At 40.9% G+C, this 16,068-nt stretch carries 15 protein-coding genes, 1 pseudogene and 1 riboswitch; of the genes and pseudogenes, 14 read left to right on the top strand and 2 right to left on the bottom strand.

Annotated elements, in window-relative coordinates; translation table 11 throughout:
- Genes thiW through thiE form a run of 3 tightly spaced genes read left to right on the top strand, consistent with a single transcriptional unit; the run spans window position 1 to window position 1,953 of the window.
- Window positions 1-525: an energy coupling factor transporter S component ThiW gene (gene thiW / locus FD735_RS06965; RefSeq protein WP_049504917.1), complete on the top strand. Its 525-nt coding sequence runs from the start codon at window positions 1-3 to the stop codon at window positions 523-525.
- Window positions 525-1,328 (top strand): hydroxyethylthiazole kinase, encoded by an 804-nt coding sequence (locus FD735_RS06960; RefSeq protein WP_139658816.1) that lies wholly within the window; start codon window positions 525-527, stop codon window positions 1,326-1,328. Before thiW ends, FD735_RS06960 begins: the two co-directional genes overlap by 1 nt.
- Window positions 1,321-1,953: a thiamine phosphate synthase gene (gene thiE, locus FD735_RS06955; protein ID WP_049504920.1), complete on the top strand. Its 633-nt coding sequence runs from the start codon at window positions 1,321-1,323 to the stop codon at window positions 1,951-1,953. The genes FD735_RS06960 and thiE overlap by 8 nt, the downstream gene beginning before the upstream one ends.
- Window positions 1,954-2,000: 47 nt before the next feature.
- Here thiE and thiD read toward each other — a convergent pair whose 3' ends face one another.
- The gene (gene thiD, locus FD735_RS06950) at window positions 2,001-2,792 is read right to left on the bottom strand and encodes a bifunctional hydroxymethylpyrimidine kinase/phosphomethylpyrimidine kinase (protein ID WP_049504922.1); all 792 of its coding nucleotides are present in this window, start codon (window positions 2,790-2,792) and stop codon (window positions 2,001-2,003) included.
- A gap of 83 nt (window positions 2,793-2,875) precedes the next feature.
- Window positions 2,876-2,974: riboswitch (TPP riboswitch) on the bottom strand.
- A gap of 183 nt (window positions 2,975-3,157) precedes the next feature.
- On the opposite strand from thiD, the gene FD735_RS06945 reads away from it, so the two are divergent.
- From FD735_RS06945 to manA, 10 genes and pseudogenes are all read left to right on the top strand, one after another.
- Window positions 3,158-3,553, top strand: a complete 396-nt coding sequence (locus FD735_RS06945) for a CopY/TcrY family copper transport repressor (RefSeq protein WP_001167214.1) — start codon at window positions 3,158-3,160, stop codon at window positions 3,551-3,553.
- Between the two features lie 10 nt (window positions 3,554-3,563).
- On the top strand, window positions 3,564-3,935 hold the full coding sequence (locus tag FD735_RS06940; RefSeq protein WP_000935070.1) for a cupredoxin domain-containing protein: 372 nt from the start codon (window positions 3,564-3,566) through the stop codon (window positions 3,933-3,935).
- A 9-nt stretch (window positions 3,936-3,944) separates the two neighbouring features.
- The gene (locus tag FD735_RS06935) at window positions 3,945-6,188 is read left to right on the top strand and encodes a heavy metal translocating P-type ATPase (RefSeq protein WP_000136333.1); all 2,244 of its coding nucleotides are present in this window, start codon (window positions 3,945-3,947) and stop codon (window positions 6,186-6,188) included.
- Window positions 6,189-6,400: 212 nt separating this feature from the next.
- Window positions 6,401-8,176 (top strand): pyruvate oxidase, encoded by a 1,776-nt coding sequence (gene spxB, locus FD735_RS06930; protein WP_007520383.1) that lies wholly within the window; start codon window positions 6,401-6,403, stop codon window positions 8,174-8,176.
- Between the two features lie 109 nt (window positions 8,177-8,285).
- Complete coding sequence (locus FD735_RS06925; RefSeq protein WP_071851385.1) at window positions 8,286-8,633, top strand: VOC family protein; 348 nt, start codon at window positions 8,286-8,288, stop codon at window positions 8,631-8,633.
- Window positions 8,634-8,938: 305 nt separating this feature from the next.
- On the top strand, window positions 8,939-10,936 hold the full coding sequence (locus FD735_RS06920) for a DUF1430 domain-containing protein (protein WP_139658815.1): 1,998 nt from the start codon (window positions 8,939-8,941) through the stop codon (window positions 10,934-10,936).
- Between the two features lies 1 nt (window position 10,937).
- Window positions 10,938-11,573 (top strand): putative bacteriocin export ABC transporter, encoded by a 636-nt coding sequence (locus FD735_RS06915; protein WP_071851381.1) that lies wholly within the window; start codon window positions 10,938-10,940, stop codon window positions 11,571-11,573.
- A gap of 231 nt (window positions 11,574-11,804) precedes the next feature.
- Window positions 11,805-11,882: pseudogene (locus FD735_RS06905) on the top strand (VOC family protein); the annotation flags it as partial.
- A 218-nt stretch (window positions 11,883-12,100) separates the two neighbouring features.
- Window positions 12,101-12,361 carry a SemiSWEET family transporter gene (locus FD735_RS06900; RefSeq protein ID WP_001291473.1) on the top strand — a complete coding sequence of 87 codons (261 nt, stop codon included), beginning with the start codon at window positions 12,101-12,103 and terminating at the stop codon, window positions 12,359-12,361.
- A 256-nt stretch (window positions 12,362-12,617) separates the two neighbouring features.
- Window positions 12,618-13,562, top strand: a complete 945-nt coding sequence (gene manA, locus FD735_RS06895; RefSeq protein ID WP_139658814.1) for a mannose-6-phosphate isomerase, class I — start codon at window positions 12,618-12,620, stop codon at window positions 13,560-13,562.
- Between the two features lie 41 nt (window positions 13,563-13,603).
- Here the strand turns inward: manA and FD735_RS06890 are convergent, their stop codons facing one another.
- Entirely contained in the window at window positions 13,604-14,944 is a 1,341-nt protein-coding gene (locus tag FD735_RS06890) for a sodium-dependent transporter (protein WP_139658813.1), read from the bottom strand.
- 358 nt (window positions 14,945-15,302) lie between these two features.
- On the opposite strand from FD735_RS06890, the gene FD735_RS06880 reads away from it, so the two are divergent.
- On the top strand, window positions 15,303-16,043 hold the full coding sequence (locus FD735_RS06880) for a MerR family transcriptional regulator (protein WP_139658812.1): 741 nt from the start codon (window positions 15,303-15,305) through the stop codon (window positions 16,041-16,043).
- Window positions 16,044-16,068: the final 25 nt, after the last annotated feature.

Here is a 16,068-nt window from a genome sequence, read left to right as displayed (position 1 = left end):
ATGAGAAACCACCAACTACAAGTTCACAAATTAACCATTTTATCCATGATGATTGCTCTTGACGTAGTTCTTACACCCATCTTTCGAATTGAAGGAATGGCACCAATGTCCAGTGTAGTCAACATTCTTGCGGGAATCTTGATGGGGCCTGTTTATGCCTTGGTCATGGCAACAGTTACAGCCTTTATCCGTATGTCTACTCAAGGCATTCCGCCCTTGGCCCTCACTGGAGCTACCTTTGGAGCCCTCCTTGCAGGTCTCTTTTATAAGTACGGTCGAAAATTTCACTTCTCTGCCCTAGGAGAAATCTTGGGAACAGGGATTATCGGTTCTATTGTTTCCTATCCTGTCATGGTTCTCTTTACGGGATCTGCTGCCAAGCTCAGCTGGTTTATCTACACTCCTCGATTTTTCGGAGCAACCTTGATCGGTACAGCCATAGCTTTTCTTGCCTTTCGATTTTTAATCAAGCAGGAATTCTTTAAAAAAGTACAAGGATATTTCTTTGGTGAAAGGATAGACTGATGCAGGAATTTACAAATCCCTTTCCTCTAACCTCCAGCTCCTTAATTCACTGCATCACCAATGAGATTTCCTGTGAGATGCTGGCCAATGGGATTTTGGCTCTGGGATCTAAACCGGTCATGGCAGATGATTCCCGTGAGGTCCTTGATTTTACCAAACAAAGCCAAGCTCTCTTCATCAATTTGGGGCATTTGTCAGCTGAGAAGGAGAAAGCAATCCGCATGGCAGCTACTTATGCAGCTCAAGCTTGTCTCCCAATGGTAGTAGATGCAGTTGGCGTTGCGGCTTCCCCCATTCGTAAGGATCTAGTCACAGATCTTTTAGAATACAAGCCCACGGTCCTTAAAGGAAATATGTCTGAAATCCGAAGTCTTGTTGGCTTAAAACACCATGGAGTTGGAGTTGATGCGAGTGCTAAAGATCAAGAAACGGAGGATTTGCTTCAAGTTTTGAAAGACTGGTGTCAGACCTATTCTGGTATGTCATTCTTAGTCACTGGCCCCGAGGACCTCATCGTTTCGGAGAATCAGGTTGCTGTATTGAGGAATGGCTGTGACGAATTAGACTGGATAACAGGGACAGGAGACTTGGTTGGAGCCTTGACAGCCGTTTTTCTTAGCCAAGGAAAGACTGCCTTTGAAGCTTCTTGTCTAGCGGTCTCTTATCTCAATATCTCTGCTGAGAGAATTCTTGTCCAAGGAATGGGATTGGAAGATTTTCGTTACCAAGTTCTCAATCAACTCTCTCTCCTAAAAAGAGACGAAAATTGGCTAGAAGCCATCAAAGGAGACTTTTATGAATAGAGAAGCACTTAAACTGTATCTAGTAACCAATCGCTACCAAGATTCCTTGGAAAACTTTCTTGAAAAAGTCGAAACGGCCTGCCGTTCAGGTGTTACCATCATCCAACTACGAGAAAAAAACCTCACTACCAATCAATACTATCAACTGGCAAAACAAGTCAAGGAAATAACAGATGCCTACCAGGTGCCCTTGATCATTGATGATCGGTTGGATGTCTGTCTTGCAGTCGATGCAGCAGGTCTGCATATCGGCGACGATGAACTACCAGTTTCGGTTGCCCGCAAAGTCTTGGGTCCCGAAAAAATCCTCGGTGTCACTGCTAAAACAGTTAATAGAGCTCTCGAAGCAGAAACATTGGGTGCGGATTACTTGGGAACAGGAGCCATTTTCCCGACTACGACCAAAGAAAATGCACCCATTACCCTGATTTCAACCTTGAAAACAATTTGCCAAACGGTCGCCATTCCAGTAGTTGCTATCGGAGGCTTGACGTCAGAGAATATTGACCAACTTATCGGCACGGGTATAGCTGGAGTAGCTGTCGTACGTGATCTGATGCAGGCAGAAGATATTGAGGCAAAAACGCAAGCCTTTTTAACAAAGCTGGATGACATGATTTCCTAATCAAAAACTCTCTAATTCCCTTAAAGTAGGAACTAGAGAGTTTTTTCTTAATCTTTAAAAGTTGTATGGTTGACTGGGCCAGAACCATGTCCGAGTTGAGGAGCGTCTTGGATGGCTTTTGTGATAAAGGCCTTGGCCTTATCAACTGCCTGGTAAAGACTTCTGCCCTTGGCTAGTTCAGCCGTAATCACAGCAGCAAAGGTACATCCAGTACCATGGGTGTGACAAGTTTGAATTCTTGGACTTTCCCAGACAAATTGTTCATCCTTGGTAAAAAGGAAATCCTTGGCACCACCTTCCAGATGGCCACCTTTGATAACAACGGACTGGGGACCAAATTCTTTTATAATTAGGCGACCAGCACGCTGCATGTCTTCTGGATCATGAATCGAAAAACCAACAATCTCTTCTGCCTCAGGAAGATTCGGAGTGATAATGGTTGCAAGGGGAAGCAGATTTGTCTTTAGGTAGTCTCTGGCACTAGAATCAATCAGGGTGTCCCCACTCGTAGCGACCATAACAGGATCAAGCACATAGGGACAGTCTAGCTTTTTAAGGTAGGGTTGGATGATCTCCATAATCTCAGTAGTTGCCAACATCCCTGTTTTTACAGCCTGAGGCTTGATATCCGAAAAGACGCTCTCCAATTGAGCTTCCAGCATTTGGTTGGAGACGTGCTCGATTAATTGAACGCCTCTGGTATTTTGAGCGACAAGACTGGTCACAACGGCCATTCCATAGACATCTCTAGCTTGGAATGACTTTAAATCAGCCATAATGCCAGCACCGCCACTAGGGTCAGTCCCTGCAATGGTTAGAGCAACGGGTAAATAAGTCATCTAAAACCTCCCAACCAACTGAAGTTTGTATTCTTAAGAACAAGCTAGTCTGTTTGAGGAAAGCAATAGAAGACAAGTAGTCCTCATTATCATTTCCACTTCCATCAGCTAGCATTACCTAGATTGAGTCAAAGGGATCTAACAGTTGTTAATCTCAGCTTTACGCACCCCTAGTGGTTGTTTTCTTTTTTCTTCAGTATAGCATATTTTTATAGTTTATATAGTAAAATTTGACTGCAAATCTCTCGTTACATGATTAAAATTCTATTTTTCGAAAAAATAATAAAAATTATAGTTGACAAATGTAGATTTTCGGAGTATACTAATAACTGTAATCTACAAATGTAGATTTAGGAGGTGTGATTATGCAGATTTCAGATGCAGAATGGCAGGTTATGAAGATTATTTGGATGCAGGGGGAGCAGACCAGTACGGATTTGATCAGGGTTCTGGCAGAGCGGTTTGACTGGTCCAAGTCCACGGTTCAGACCCTTTTGGCTCGTTTGGTTGAGAAAGAGTGTTTGACTAGAAAAAAAGAGGGCAAGTCCTTTGTTTATTCAGCCCTTTTAACTCTAGACCAAAGCCGAGACTTGCTTGTCCAAGATATCAAGGACAAGGTTTGTTCTCGTAGGATTAAGAACTTGTTGGCTGATTTGATTGCTGAATGTGATTTTACTCAGGTTGACTTGGAAGACTTGGAAGCTGTGATTTCTGAGAAGAAATCAAGCGCTGTAACAGAAGTAAAATGTAATTGTATGTAAAGGAGACGTCATGTTAAATAGCATTGTAACCATTATTTGTATTGCCCTTATCGTGTTTATCTTGTTTTGGTTTTTCAAAAAGCCTGAAAAATCTGAACAAAAGGCCCAGCAAAAAAAGGGCTACCAAGAGATTCGAGTGGAAGTCAAAGGGGGCTATACGCCTGAGTTGATTATTCTTAAGAAATCAGTGCCAGCCCGTATCGTCTTTGACCGTAAGGACCCTTCACCCTGCCTAGATCAGATTGTTTTCCCAGATTTTGGGGTGCATGCGGACTTGCCTATGGGTGAAGAGTATGTAGTGGAAATCACACCTGAACAGGCTGGAGAGTATGGTTTCTCTTGTGGCATGAATATGATGCACGGTAAGATGATTGTAGAATAGGAGAATGATATGACTGAAATTGTAAAAGCAAGTCTTGAAAATGGTGTTCAAAAAATCCGTATCACGGCAGACAAAGGCTACCATCCAGCCCACATCCAGCTTCAAAAAGGAATTCCCGCTGAAATTACCTTTCATCGTACAACTCCTTCAAACTGTTATAAGGAAATTCTGTTTGAAGAAGAAGGCATCTTGGAACCAATCGGCGTGGATGAAGAGAAGACAATTCGTTTTACACCCCAAGAGTTGGGGCAACATGAATTTTCATGTGGTATGAAGATGCAAAAGGGAAGCTACACCGTAGTTGAGAAGACTCGAAAATCTCTATCCCTCCTACAGCGTTTTTGGATTACCAGTATCTTTACCCTGCCTCTTGTGATTATCATGATTGGGATGTCGACAGGAGGAATTAGTCACCAAGTCATGCGTTGGGGCACCTTTTTAGCTACAACACCTATCATGCTAGTAGCAGGTGGTCCATATATCCAAAGTGCTTGGGCCAGCTTTAAAAAGCACAATGCCAACATGGATACCTTGGTTGCTCTGGGAACTCTAGTGGCCTATTTCTATAGCTTAGTTGCCCTCTTCGCTGGTCTCCCCGTTTACTTTGAAAGTGCTGCATTTATCTTCTTCTTCGTTCTTTTGGGAGCCGTTTTTGAGGAAAAAATGCGAAAAAATACTTCCCAAGCTGTGGAGAAATTACTTGACTTGCAGGCTAAAACTGCAGAAGTCTTGCGTGATGATAGCTATGTTCAAATCCCCTTGGAGCAAGTCAAGGTAGGTGACCTGATTCGAGTGCGTCCCGGTGAAAAGATTGCGGTTGATGGGGTTGTAGTCGAAGGTGTGTCCAGTATTGATGAGTCTATGGTGACAGGTGAGAGCCTGCCGGTAGACAAAACAGTTGGAGATACCGTCATTGGCTCAACCATCAATAATAGCGGAACGCTTGTTTTTAAAGCAGAAAAAGTTGGTTCAGAGACTGTCTTGGCACAGATTGTGGACTTTGTGAAGAAAGCCCAGACCAGCCGAGCACCAATTCAGGATTTGACGGATAAGGTTTCAGGGATTTTTGTACCAGCGGTTGTCATTTTAGGGATTGTGACCTTTTGGGTTTGGTTCGTCTTGCTCAGGGATAGTGTAGTCGTGCTTGGAGCGAGTTTTGTCTCTTCTCTTCTCTATGGAGTGGCTGTTTTGATTATCGCCTGCCCTTGTGCCTTGGGTCTTGCAACACCGACAGCTCTTATGGTGGGGACAGGTCGCAGTGCCAAGATGGGGGTTCTCCTCAAAAATGGAACGGTTCTACAGGAAATCCAGAAAGTTCAAACTATTGTCTTTGATAAGACCGGGACTTTGACGGAAGGGAAACCTGTGGTAACAGATATCATCGGCGACGAAGTAGAAGTGCTTGGATTGGCAGCCTCCTTGGAAGAAGCTTCCCAACACCCACTGGCTGAGGCCATTGTCAAGCGAGCGAGTGAAGCTGGACTTGAGATTCAAACTGTGGAAAATTTCCAAGCCTTGCACGGAAAAGGTGTCTCAGGGCAAATCAATGGAAAACAAGTTCTGCTTGGAAATGCTAAAATGCTGGATGGCATGAACATTTCTAGCACTTATCAAGAAAAACTAGAAGAACTAGAAAAAGAAGCTAAGACAGTTGTCTACTTGGCTGTTGACAATGAAATTAAAGGCTTGCTTGCCCTGCAAGATATTCCCAAGGAAAATGCCAAGCTAGCCATCAGTCAGCTGAAAAAACGTGGACTTAAAACAGTCATGCTGACAGGGGATAATGCTGGAGTGGCGCGTGCTATTGCAGATCAGATCGGAATCGAAGAGGTCATTGCAGGTGTCTTGCCAGAAGAAAAAGCCCATGAAATCCATAAACTACAATCAGCTGGAAAAGTAGCCTTTGTTGGTGATGGTATCAATGACGCTCCTGCCCTCAGCGTAGCAGATGTGGGGATTGCTATGGGAGCTGGAACAGATATTGCCATCGAGTCAGCAGATTTGGTGTTGACAACTAATAACCTCTTAGGAGTGGTTCGTGCCTTTGACATGAGCAAGAAAACCTTCAATCGAATTCTGCTCAATCTTTTCTGGGCCTTTATCTACAATGTCGCCGGAATTCCGATTGCAGCAGGAGTCTTTTCAGGAATTGGTCTCGTTCTCAATCCAGAACTGGCTGGTCTAGCCATGGCCTTTAGTTCTGTATCTGTATTAACCAGTTCACTCATGCTAAACTTTAGTAAAATAGACTAAAAGCGAGCTTGCTCGCTTTTTATTATAAAACAGTTACATAAAACGTTTTCAAACTGTACTGTAATAGAGAATAAAAACTTCTGAGCACATTCTTAGGAGACCCAAAACAAATGTGGTAAAGTAGTAGAGTAAAAATTTGCTGAAACGTTTCCAATTAGTATATGAAAACGGATTTATCAAGTTTTAAAAATATTTGAAGGAGAGTTATCATTATGACTCAAGGGAAAATTACTGCATCTGCAGCAATGCTCAACGTATTGAAAACATGGGGCGTAGACACAATCTACGGTATCCCATCAGGAACACTCAGCTCATTGATGGATGCTTTGGCTGAAGACAAAGATATCCGCTTCTTGCAAGTTCGCCACGAAGAAACAGGTGCTCTTGCAGCGGTCATGCAAGCTAAATTCGGTGGCTCAATCGGGGTTGCAGTAGGTTCAGGTGGTCCAGGTGCGACTCACTTGATCAACGGTGTTTACGATGCAGCTATGGATAACACTCCATTCCTTGCTATCCTTGGATCACGTCCAGTTAACGAATTGAACATGGATGCCTTCCAAGAATTGAACCAAAACCCAATGTACAACGGTATCGCTGTCTACAACAAACGTGTAGCTTACGCTGAGCAATTGCCAAAAGTAATCGATGAAGCTTGCCGTGCTGCAGTTTCTAAAAAAGGTCCAGCTGTTGTTGAAATCCCAGTAAACTTCGGTTTCCAAGAAATCGACGAAAACTCATACTACGGTTCAGGTTCATACGAACGTTCATTCATCGCTCCTGCCTTGAACGAAGTTGAAATCGACAAAGCTGTTGAAATCTTGAACAATGCTGAACGCCCAGTTATCTACGCTGGTTACGGTGGTGTTAAAGCAGGTGAAGTGATTACTGAATTGTCACGTAAAATCAAAGCACCAATCATCACAACTGGTAAAAACTTTGAAGCCTTTGAATGGAACTACGAAGGTTTGACAGGTTCTGCTTACCGTGTTGGTTGGAAACCAGCCAACGAAGTAGTCTTTGAAGCAGACACAGTTCTTTTCCTTGGTTCAAACTTCCCATTTGCTGAAGTTTACGAAGCCTTCAAGAACACTGAAAAATTCATCCAAGTCGATATCGACCCTTACAAACTTGGTAAACGTCATGCCCTTGACGCTTCTATCCTTGGTGACGCAGGTCAAGCAGCGAAAGCTATCCTTGATAAAGTAAACCCAGTTGAGTCTACTCCATGGTGGCGTGCAAACGTGAAGAACAACCAAAACTGGCGTGATTACATGAACAAACTCGAAGGTAAAACCGAGGGTGAATTGCAATTGTATCAAGTTTACAATGCAATCAACAAACATGCTGACCAAGACGCTATCTACTCAATCGACGTAGGTGACACTACTCAAACATCTACTCGTCACCTTCACATGACACCTAAGAACATGTGGCGTACATCTCCACTCTTTGCGACAATGGGTATTGCCCTTCCTGGTGGTATCGCTGCTAAGAAAGACAATCCAGATCGCCAAGTATGGAACATCATGGGTGACGGTGCATTCAACATGTGCTACCCAGACGTTATCACAAACGTTCAATACGACCTTCCAGTTATCAATGTTGTCTTCTCAAATGGTAAATATGCCTTCATCAAGGACAAATACGAAGACACAAACAAACACTTGTTTGGTTGTGACTTCCCTAATGCTGACTATGCGAAAATCGCTGAAGCGCAAGGTGCTGTAGGATTTACAGTTGATCGTATCGAAGATATCGATGCAGTTGTTGCTGAAGCTGTTAAATTGAACAAAGAAGGTAAAACTGTTGTGATCGATGCTCGCATCTCTCAACATCGTCCACTTCCAGTAGAAGTACTTGAATTGGATCCAAAACAACACTCAGAAGAAGCAATCAAAGCCTTCAAGGAAAAATACGAAGCAGAAGAACTCGTACCATTCCGCCTCTTCTTGGAAGAAGAAGGATTGCAATCACGCGCAATCAAATAATTTCTCTCATCGAAAATCAAATGTAAACTTTGTAGATTTTATTCTTTGATTTTCTAGAGTCGAACTTGAAAAGATCGGAGCAATCCGGTCTTTTTCTGGAGGATAGTAAATGAATTTAAATCAATTAGATATTATTGTTTCAGATGTCCCTCAAGTCTGTGCTGACTTGGAGAGTATTTTGGATAAAAAGGCAGACTATGTTGATGACGGTTTTGCTCAGTTTACGATTGGCAGTCATTGTCTCATGTTGTCTCAAAATCATTTGGTTCCTTTGGAAAACTTTCAGTCAGGAATCATTCTTCATATCGAGGTTGAGGATGTAGACCAGAACTACCAACGGTTGAAAGAGCTTGGTGTCGAGATTTTACACGGACCAGCTGTAACCGATTGGGGAACGGAATCGCTACTAGTTAAAGGCCCTGCTGGTTTAGTGATTGATTTTTATCGTATGAAATAGGGCGCGTAGTCATTTGACGTTAACCTTAGCTATTTTTAAAACAGAAATTGAGAATGCGAATTATTAAAAGATCGGAGCAATCCGGTCTTTTTATAACGGTTTTTAGCACACAAATGATTGACAGCGCTTTCTTGTTGCGCTATAATGAACATAAATATAGGTGGAGTGAGTGCTTTAAATAAATTAGGAAGGAGGAAATAATGCGTTTTTAAAGCATTTATCTTATTAGAGTCTTAATTGGTATTGATTAGTGAGTAGGGAGGGGAGGTGATTTCCCCTCTTTTTTCGTATAAAAGGAGTCATCTATGTATGGTTTATTAAAAAAAATATTAGCATGTTCTTCCTTTATCTTGATAACCCTTGTCGGTCTTCTCTTTGTTTACCACTATAAGAGTGAATTGTTGGGAGGTTATAGTCAGAAAGTTGATGTTGTGAGTTCGACTAGTTCCATTGCTACAGATTTACAGAAAATTGCAGAAGATACTGGAACTGTTCTGGCGAGGAGAATAGTAGATGTTAAAGAAAATGAGAGAGGTGAGGTGGAAAACACTTACATTCCTATTGGAGGAGAACTACCAAAAGATTTACCCTTACAAGAAAACCAAGGACTTATTCAAAATGCTTCATATAATACTCTTTATATTATTGTCAAAGGAAATCTAAGCGCTCAAGATTTGGCAGGCAGATTGATTGAAAAGGGACATCAAGCGAATGCTGTGGAAGCAAATTCTGGACTCACCCTCTTAAAATTTCTCTTAGTCTATCCACAAGCTATCATGATAGCCTTTGTTTTTCTAATTTCTTTTCTTACACTCCTGGTTGCGGACTATATTGTTAATATTCGATCGGTCAGTATCAAGAGAATATCAGGATTAGGTAAGTATCAGATTGCCCTTAGGGGAATTTGGAAAGAGAGTCTTTTTTTAGTAGGGAGTGCTAGCATTGTATTTGTACTAGCTATTCTTATACTTATTTTACAAAGAAATGCTACATTACTTGCTATAGAATTGATTGGATTTCCCTTACTAGCTTGGTTAGTCATTCTACTTTTTCTAAACTTTTTTGCCTCCAATCTGTTTTATCATATCTTACAGAGACAACCGATGAACCTATCCCTTAAGGGGAAAGCTCCCTTGCATTTGATTTTTGTTTTGGTTATTGTAACACAGATTTTTTCACTCCTAACGGTTATGTACAGCATTTATGGGGTGGTGGATATGACTAGAAAAGTGAGAACTTTGGAAGAAGGGAAGCAAGCGTGGACACAATATCCTAGCTATTTTGCGACTCATGGTCTTGATACAGGAGAGGAGAAAGTTGATAAAGAAAGAGTACAGGCATTTTACGGTGACTTAGTCTCAAAAACTGAGCCACTATACATTGGAACTACTTTAGATTATATTGCTATGTCTAGTAATTCTCAGAAAAACTCTGATTATCCAACTTCTGAAAATATTTCAAATCAACTAAAAGTTAATCGAAAGTTCATTAAGCAAAGTGGTCTTCAACTAAACACAGAAGGACAAGCTTTCTTTGAACAAATGGGAGACTTTGATCGTTTGATTTTAATTCCAAAGAGTAAGGAAAATAAGATTGAGGATTTGAAAAAGGTTTGGTCTCGGTTTGTTCAAAAGGGATTTGCACCCGATAATGCACCAATTAGGAAAAATCATCCGGATGAAAGAGTGGAAGTTGCGACTTATGAGGGAGGAGAAAACCTCTTTATCTATCCGATTTTTACTTCTGTACATTACTTAGTTAATCGAGATAGTTTTGTTCACGATCCGATTATTATCGTGTATGGATCTGCTTATGAAAGACAAGAAGTTGCAGGGTTTGATATATCAAACTATGTTTTTGACCATCCTGAGCAAGTCAGGGAAATTATAAAACAGTATAAAATGACAGCACATATCGGAAGCTTTACTAATGGTCTTTATTCTTTTGAGTCAAAAATCCAACAGGTGACAGTGGAAAGATTGTTACTCTTGATTGCGTCGTGCATTAGTCTAGCTACTTCCATCTTGTTGATGATTTTGTTAAATACACTTTATTTTTATCAAGGGCGTAAGACTTATTTTATTGAACGTTTAGCAGGAAAATCTCTTATTGTGATTCATCATTTTTACTTGCTTACCTTGATGTGTGGTTACTTTTTATTAGCAGGTTTGGCTACTTTCTTACATCTCCCAATCTTGGTTACGTTATTTCCTATTTTTATGGCTGTTGGTTTTCTTGCACTCTTTTTCTTTCAATTAAGACAACACCAAACAAGTAGTATCTTGTATCTGAAAGGAGGGTAATATGATTGAGTTAAGAGATATTCAAAAGACATTTGATGGACATGTTGTTCTTCGTGATTATTCTTATCAGTTTTGTGAAGGGAAATCTTATGCCTTGATAGGAGAATCAGGTGCTGGTAAGACAACTTTGTTAAATATCATTGGAAAGCTAGAAACAGCTCAAAATGGTACAGTAGAAATAAATGGCATTGACCTTAGAAAGATAAAGGAAAAAACTTATTTTAAAGATTTTGTTAGCTATCTTTTTCAAAATTATGGATTAATTGAAAACAGGAGTATTAAAGATAATTTGGAGTTGGCTTTTATTGGCAAGAAACTTTCCAGAAAAGATAAAGAGGAACAAATGTGTGAAGCATTAAAAAAGGTTCATCTCCAGCTTGATTTGAATCGGAAAATTTATTCTCTATCTGGTGGGGAAGCCCAACGTGTTGCCATAGCTAAAGTCATGCTAAAGGATTCTCCAATTGTACTTGCGGATGAACCTACGGCTTCGTTGGATGAAAAAAATAGCCGAGAGATTATTGATTTGATTCTTGGGTTACAAAATGAAAAACGTATTATTATCATTGCAACTCATGATAAAAGCGTTTATGAGCGTTTAGATGAAGTGATAGTGGTAAGAAAGGAGCAGAAATGAAAAATCGATTTAGTTTGACGCTTATCTTTTTTCAGGTAATGATAGCGGGCTCCTCTCTTTTTGTTATCCTAACTCAGTTTGGTTTACTTCGTCAACCTGTAAAAATCATCATACAGATGATCTGTCTTTTTAGTTTTTTATCTGTATGTATTACTATCTACAATTATGTTCGTGAAGAAAAGGATTAAAAGATACTGTTTTTATGAATGACTGTATGATAGTTTTAATGTTCAACCTGATTGGGGGACAGAATCCTTGCTTGTAAAAGGTCCAGCTAGTTTAGTGATTGATTTTTATCGTATGAAATAGGGCGCGTAGTCATTTGACGTTAACCTTAGCTATTTTTAAAACAGAAATTGAGAATGTGAATTGTTAAAAGATCGGAGCAATCCGGTCTTTTTCTGTTTTCTCTTTCTTATCACAAGATTGTGATAGTTTACATCTTCATAACAAAAGCTTCAAAGTCTTGATTATTTTGAAAAAAGATTATAAAATATGATTCATAAAAAATGAAAGAGGTTCTGGAAATGTCTGAAAAACAAATGAAAATTTTGGGTTGGGTAGCGACCTTTATGTCCGTTATGATGTATGTCTCTTACTTCCCACAAATCATGAACAACCTGGCTGGTCAAAAAGGAAACTTCATCCAACCCTTGGTCGCAGCCATCAACTGTAGTCTTTGGGTTTACTACGGTCTTTTCAAAAAGGAAAGAGATATTCCACTTGCAGCTGCCAATGCACCGGGTATCGTTTTTGGTCTAGTAACGGCTATTACGGCATTGATTTAAAAAGAAGACTGGTTTCAGTCTTTTTTGTACATAAAAATAGATTCTCAAGTAAAGGAAGTTTAATGAGAGCTGAGGAGAATAGCCGTTGACAGCGAGCTTTCTGAGTGCTGCTTTAGGGGTTCCTCCATCAAGTATAAGATTGTTTCGTTACTATTTTTACAAAATCTTCTCCCTACTTTATAAGATAGGAAAAAGAGTTCAATTCGAACTCTTTTTTTGCTATAATGAGGGGAGAAAAATCAGACAGGAGATCGACATGTCAGAACCATTATTTTTACAATCAGTTATGCAAGAAAAAATCTGGGGTGGTACCAAGCTACGTGATGAGTTTGGTTACGACATTCCAAGTGAAAAAATCGGGGAATACTGGGCTATCTCTGCTCACCCAAATGGAGTTTCTAAGGTCGCTAATGGGCGTTTTGAGGGAACAGACCTCGCTACTTTGTATGCGGAACACCGTGAATTGTTTGGTAACCGTCCAGAACCTGTGTTTCCACTATTGACAAAAATCCTCGATGCCAACGACTGGCTCAGTGTCCAAGTGCACCCAGACGATGCTTATGGACTAGAACACGAAGGCGAGCTTGGAAAAACCGAGTGCTGGTACATTATCGCTGCGGAGGAAGGTTCAGAGATTATCTATGGCCATAATGCCAAATCAAAAGAAGAACTCCGTCAGCAAATTGAGGACAAGAACTGGGATGCCTTGCTAACAAAAGTGCCAGTTAAGGCTGGAGATTTCTTCTATGTACCAAGTGGAACTATGCACGCTATCGGCGCAGGTATCTTGATTCTTGAAACCCAGCAGTCTAGCGATACCACCTACCGTGTCTATGACTTTGACCGCAAGGACGACAAGGGCAACTTGCGTGAACTTCACCTTGAAAAATCCATCGATGTTCTAAATATTGGTGAGCCTGCTAATAGCCGTCCTGTAACTATCAAAGCAGATGATCTACGTTCCACTCTCCTTGTATCCAATGATTTCTTCGCAGTTTACAAGTGGGAAATCACTGGCAAAGTTGACTTCGAAAAGACAGTTGACTACAGCTTATTTAGTGTCTTGGCTGGTCAGGGTCAACTCACTGTTGACGGAAAAAATTATCCAATCCAAAAAGGCAACCACTATATTCTACCAAGTGATGTTGAAGCTTGGATCTTGGAAGGGCAAGGTTTGGAATTGATTGTTAGCCATCCATAAAAAAAGAAAGGGCCTGAGTTTACTACTCAAGTCCTTTTTGATTACATAAATTGGGTGATAAAAACCACAATGATGATAATAGGAATGATGAAACGAAGGAGGAAAAGCCAGACTTGGAAAAGTCCTTGTTTCCATGCTCTTTCATCAAGATGGAGTTCCTCCTTAGCATGAGCCTTCTTAAAGATGTAGCCTGTAAAAAGTGACAGGCAGAGAGCTCCAAATGGCATGAGGAGATTGGAAACCAAGAAATCCATAGCATCAAAGAAGGTCTTACCAAAGATGTGAACATCCGCCATGACCCCATAGGATAGAGCTGAAGGAATTCCAAAGACAAAGGTCAAGATTCCTAAAATAGCACTCCATTTAGCACGCTTGCGATTGTCCTGATTGGTGATATTGCCCACATTGATTTCCAGCATAACGACAGAGGAAGTGACCGTCGCAAAGAGGAAAAGCAAGAGGAAAAGGATGTAGAAAATGGTTCCAAAAGGCATCTTGTCAAAGAGTTGAGGCAAGACGATAAAGAGCAGGCTTGGTCCCCCTTCCGACTGGATATTGAAAGCTGACATGGCTGGGAAAATGGCTAGTCCCGCCATGATGGAAACCGAGATGTTCATGGCTACGATGGAAATCCCTGACTGGACCAGATTGGTTTTCTTGTCCAAGTAGGAAGCATAGGTCAGCATGGCTGTAACCCCTAGTGAGAGGGCAAAGAAAGATTGTCCCAGAGCATAGAGGAGACCAGCGCTGGTCAGTTTTGAGAAGTCTGGTTTGAGGAAGTAGAGAACGCCTTCCATAGCATTTGGCAAGCTGAGAGAGCGCCCAATGATCACGACAAAGATGATAAAGAGCAGGGGCATCATGACTTTCGAAGCTCTTTCGATCCCTTTTTGAACCCCACGTGATACAATAAAGATATTCAATAAGATAAAGGCTGCTTGAGCTCCTAGGGCAATGGCTGGATTTGAAATGATTGAAGTAAATAACTGAGCATAATCACCCGTTCCACCAAGCTGGAATAATTTCCCAAACTCAATACCCAGATATACTAGAATCCATCCTCCGATAACACTGTAAAAGGAGAGAAGGATAAAGAGGGCAAAGGCACCAATCCAACCGATAAAGTTGTACTTGTTATTGTTGCCCAGTTTTCCAAAGGTTTTGATAGCGGAAACGCCAGCACTACGACCAAGGGCAAATTCAGCCAGCAGGAGAGGGAAACCGATTAAAATAGTGGAAATGAGAAAGACCAGTAAAAAGCCTCCACCGCCATTTGCAGCAGTCATATAGGGAAATTTCCAAACGGCACCAAGTCCGATGGCTGAACCAGCAGATGCTAGAATAAAGCCTAGTTTTGAACCCCATTGTGATTTTTCTGACATAGTTGAAACTCCGATCTCCTTTTTTAAAATAAGAAAAGGCTACTTGAGTTGTCAAATAGCCTTCTCTCAATGGCTCTTCATGAGCCTTCTGTTTGATTGATAGACTTGACTATCCTATCATGTTTTCAAAGGTCTGTCAAGAAAACCATTTTCAAGTTTTCACACCTTTCTCAAAAAGTTAAAAATTTTTCGCAAAAACGCTTGACTCTGACCTAAGGGGAGGGGTTATACTATCAATGTAATACTCTTCGAAAATCAAATTCAAACCACGTCAGCGTCGCCTTACCGTACTCAAGTACAGCTTGCGGCTAGCTTCCTAGTTTGCTCTTTGATTTTCATTGAGTATAAGGAGGGAATCATGTACCATATAAAAGAAGCTGCGCAGCTTTCAGGTGTTTCTGTCAAGACCCTGCATCACTACGATAAGATAGGGCTCTTGGTTCCCTTAAAGTCGGAAAACGGCTATCGAACCTATAGTCAAGAGGATTTGGAACGACTTCAGGTCATTCTTTATTACAAATATCTAGGCTTTTCTTTAGAAAAAATAGCAGAGCTATTAAAGGAAGAAAGGACAGATTTATTGCCCCATTTGACCAGACAGTTGGACTATTTGACTCGAGAAAGGCAACATCTGGATACCCTGATTTCCACCTTGCAAAAAACCATTCAAGAACAAAAAGGAGAAAGAAAAATGACGATTGAGGAAAAATTCACTGGATTTAGCTATCAAGACAATCAAAAATACCACCAAGAAGCGGTAGAGAAGTATGGACAAGAAGTCATGGATCAGGCTCTCGAACGCCAAAAAGGTCGCGAAGAAGAGGCCACAGCCGCCTTCAACCAAGTTTTTCAAGCCTTGGCACAAAACCTTCAAAATGGACTAACTGCAACAGCGGTCGAAAACCAAGAAGAAGCAGCCAACCTCTTGCAAGCTATTCGTACTTATGGATTTGACTGCTCTATTGAGGTATTCGGTCATATCGGCAAAGGCTACGTCTACAACCCAGAGTTTAAGGAAAACATTGACAAATTTGGACCTGGAACAGCCAAGTACACATCAGATGTCATTGCTGCTTACGTTCAGACAAATGCAGAATAAATAGGCTAGGAATTTCCTAGCCTAT

Origin of the sequence: Streptococcus sp. 1643, assembly GCF_006228325.1 — a bacterium.
GTDB lineage: Bacteria > Bacillota > Bacilli > Lactobacillales > Streptococcaceae > Streptococcus.
This window is presented reverse-complemented; position numbering and strand designations above follow the sequence as displayed.

Coding starts and splice junctions, on each gene's coding strand:
- FD735_RS06940 (WP_000935070.1), top strand. CDS start 3,564: ATGTTAAATAGCATTGTAACCATTATTTGTATTGCCCTTATCGTGTTT.
- manA (WP_139658814.1), top strand. CDS start 12,618: ATGTCAGAACCATTATTTTTACAATCAGTTATGCAAGAAAAAATCTGG.
- thiW (WP_049504917.1), top strand. CDS start 1: ATGAGAAACCACCAACTACAAGTTCACAAATTAACCATTTTATCCATG.
- thiE (WP_049504920.1), top strand. CDS start 1,321: ATGAATAGAGAAGCACTTAAACTGTATCTAGTAACCAATCGCTACCAA.
- FD735_RS06880 (WP_139658812.1), top strand. CDS start 15,303: ATGTACCATATAAAAGAAGCTGCGCAGCTTTCAGGTGTTTCTGTCAAG.
- FD735_RS06920 (WP_139658815.1), top strand. CDS start 8,939: ATGTATGGTTTATTAAAAAAAATATTAGCATGTTCTTCCTTTATCTTG.
- FD735_RS06900 (WP_001291473.1), top strand. CDS start 12,101: ATGTCTGAAAAACAAATGAAAATTTTGGGTTGGGTAGCGACCTTTATG.
- FD735_RS06925 (WP_071851385.1), top strand. CDS start 8,286: ATGAATTTAAATCAATTAGATATTATTGTTTCAGATGTCCCTCAAGTC.
- FD735_RS06935 (WP_000136333.1), top strand. CDS start 3,945: ATGACTGAAATTGTAAAAGCAAGTCTTGAAAATGGTGTTCAAAAAATC.
- spxB (WP_007520383.1), top strand. CDS start 6,401: ATGACTCAAGGGAAAATTACTGCATCTGCAGCAATGCTCAACGTATTG.
- FD735_RS06915 (WP_071851381.1), top strand. CDS start 10,938: ATGATTGAGTTAAGAGATATTCAAAAGACATTTGATGGACATGTTGTT.
- FD735_RS06890 (WP_139658813.1), bottom strand. CDS start 14,944: ATGTCAGAAAAATCACAATGGGGTTCAAAACTAGGCTTTATTCTAGCA.
- FD735_RS06945 (WP_001167214.1), top strand. CDS start 3,158: ATGCAGATTTCAGATGCAGAATGGCAGGTTATGAAGATTATTTGGATG.
- thiD (WP_049504922.1), bottom strand. CDS start 2,792: ATGACTTATTTACCCGTTGCTCTAACCATTGCAGGGACTGACCCTAGT.
- FD735_RS06960 (WP_139658816.1), top strand. CDS start 525: ATGCAGGAATTTACAAATCCCTTTCCTCTAACCTCCAGCTCCTTAATT.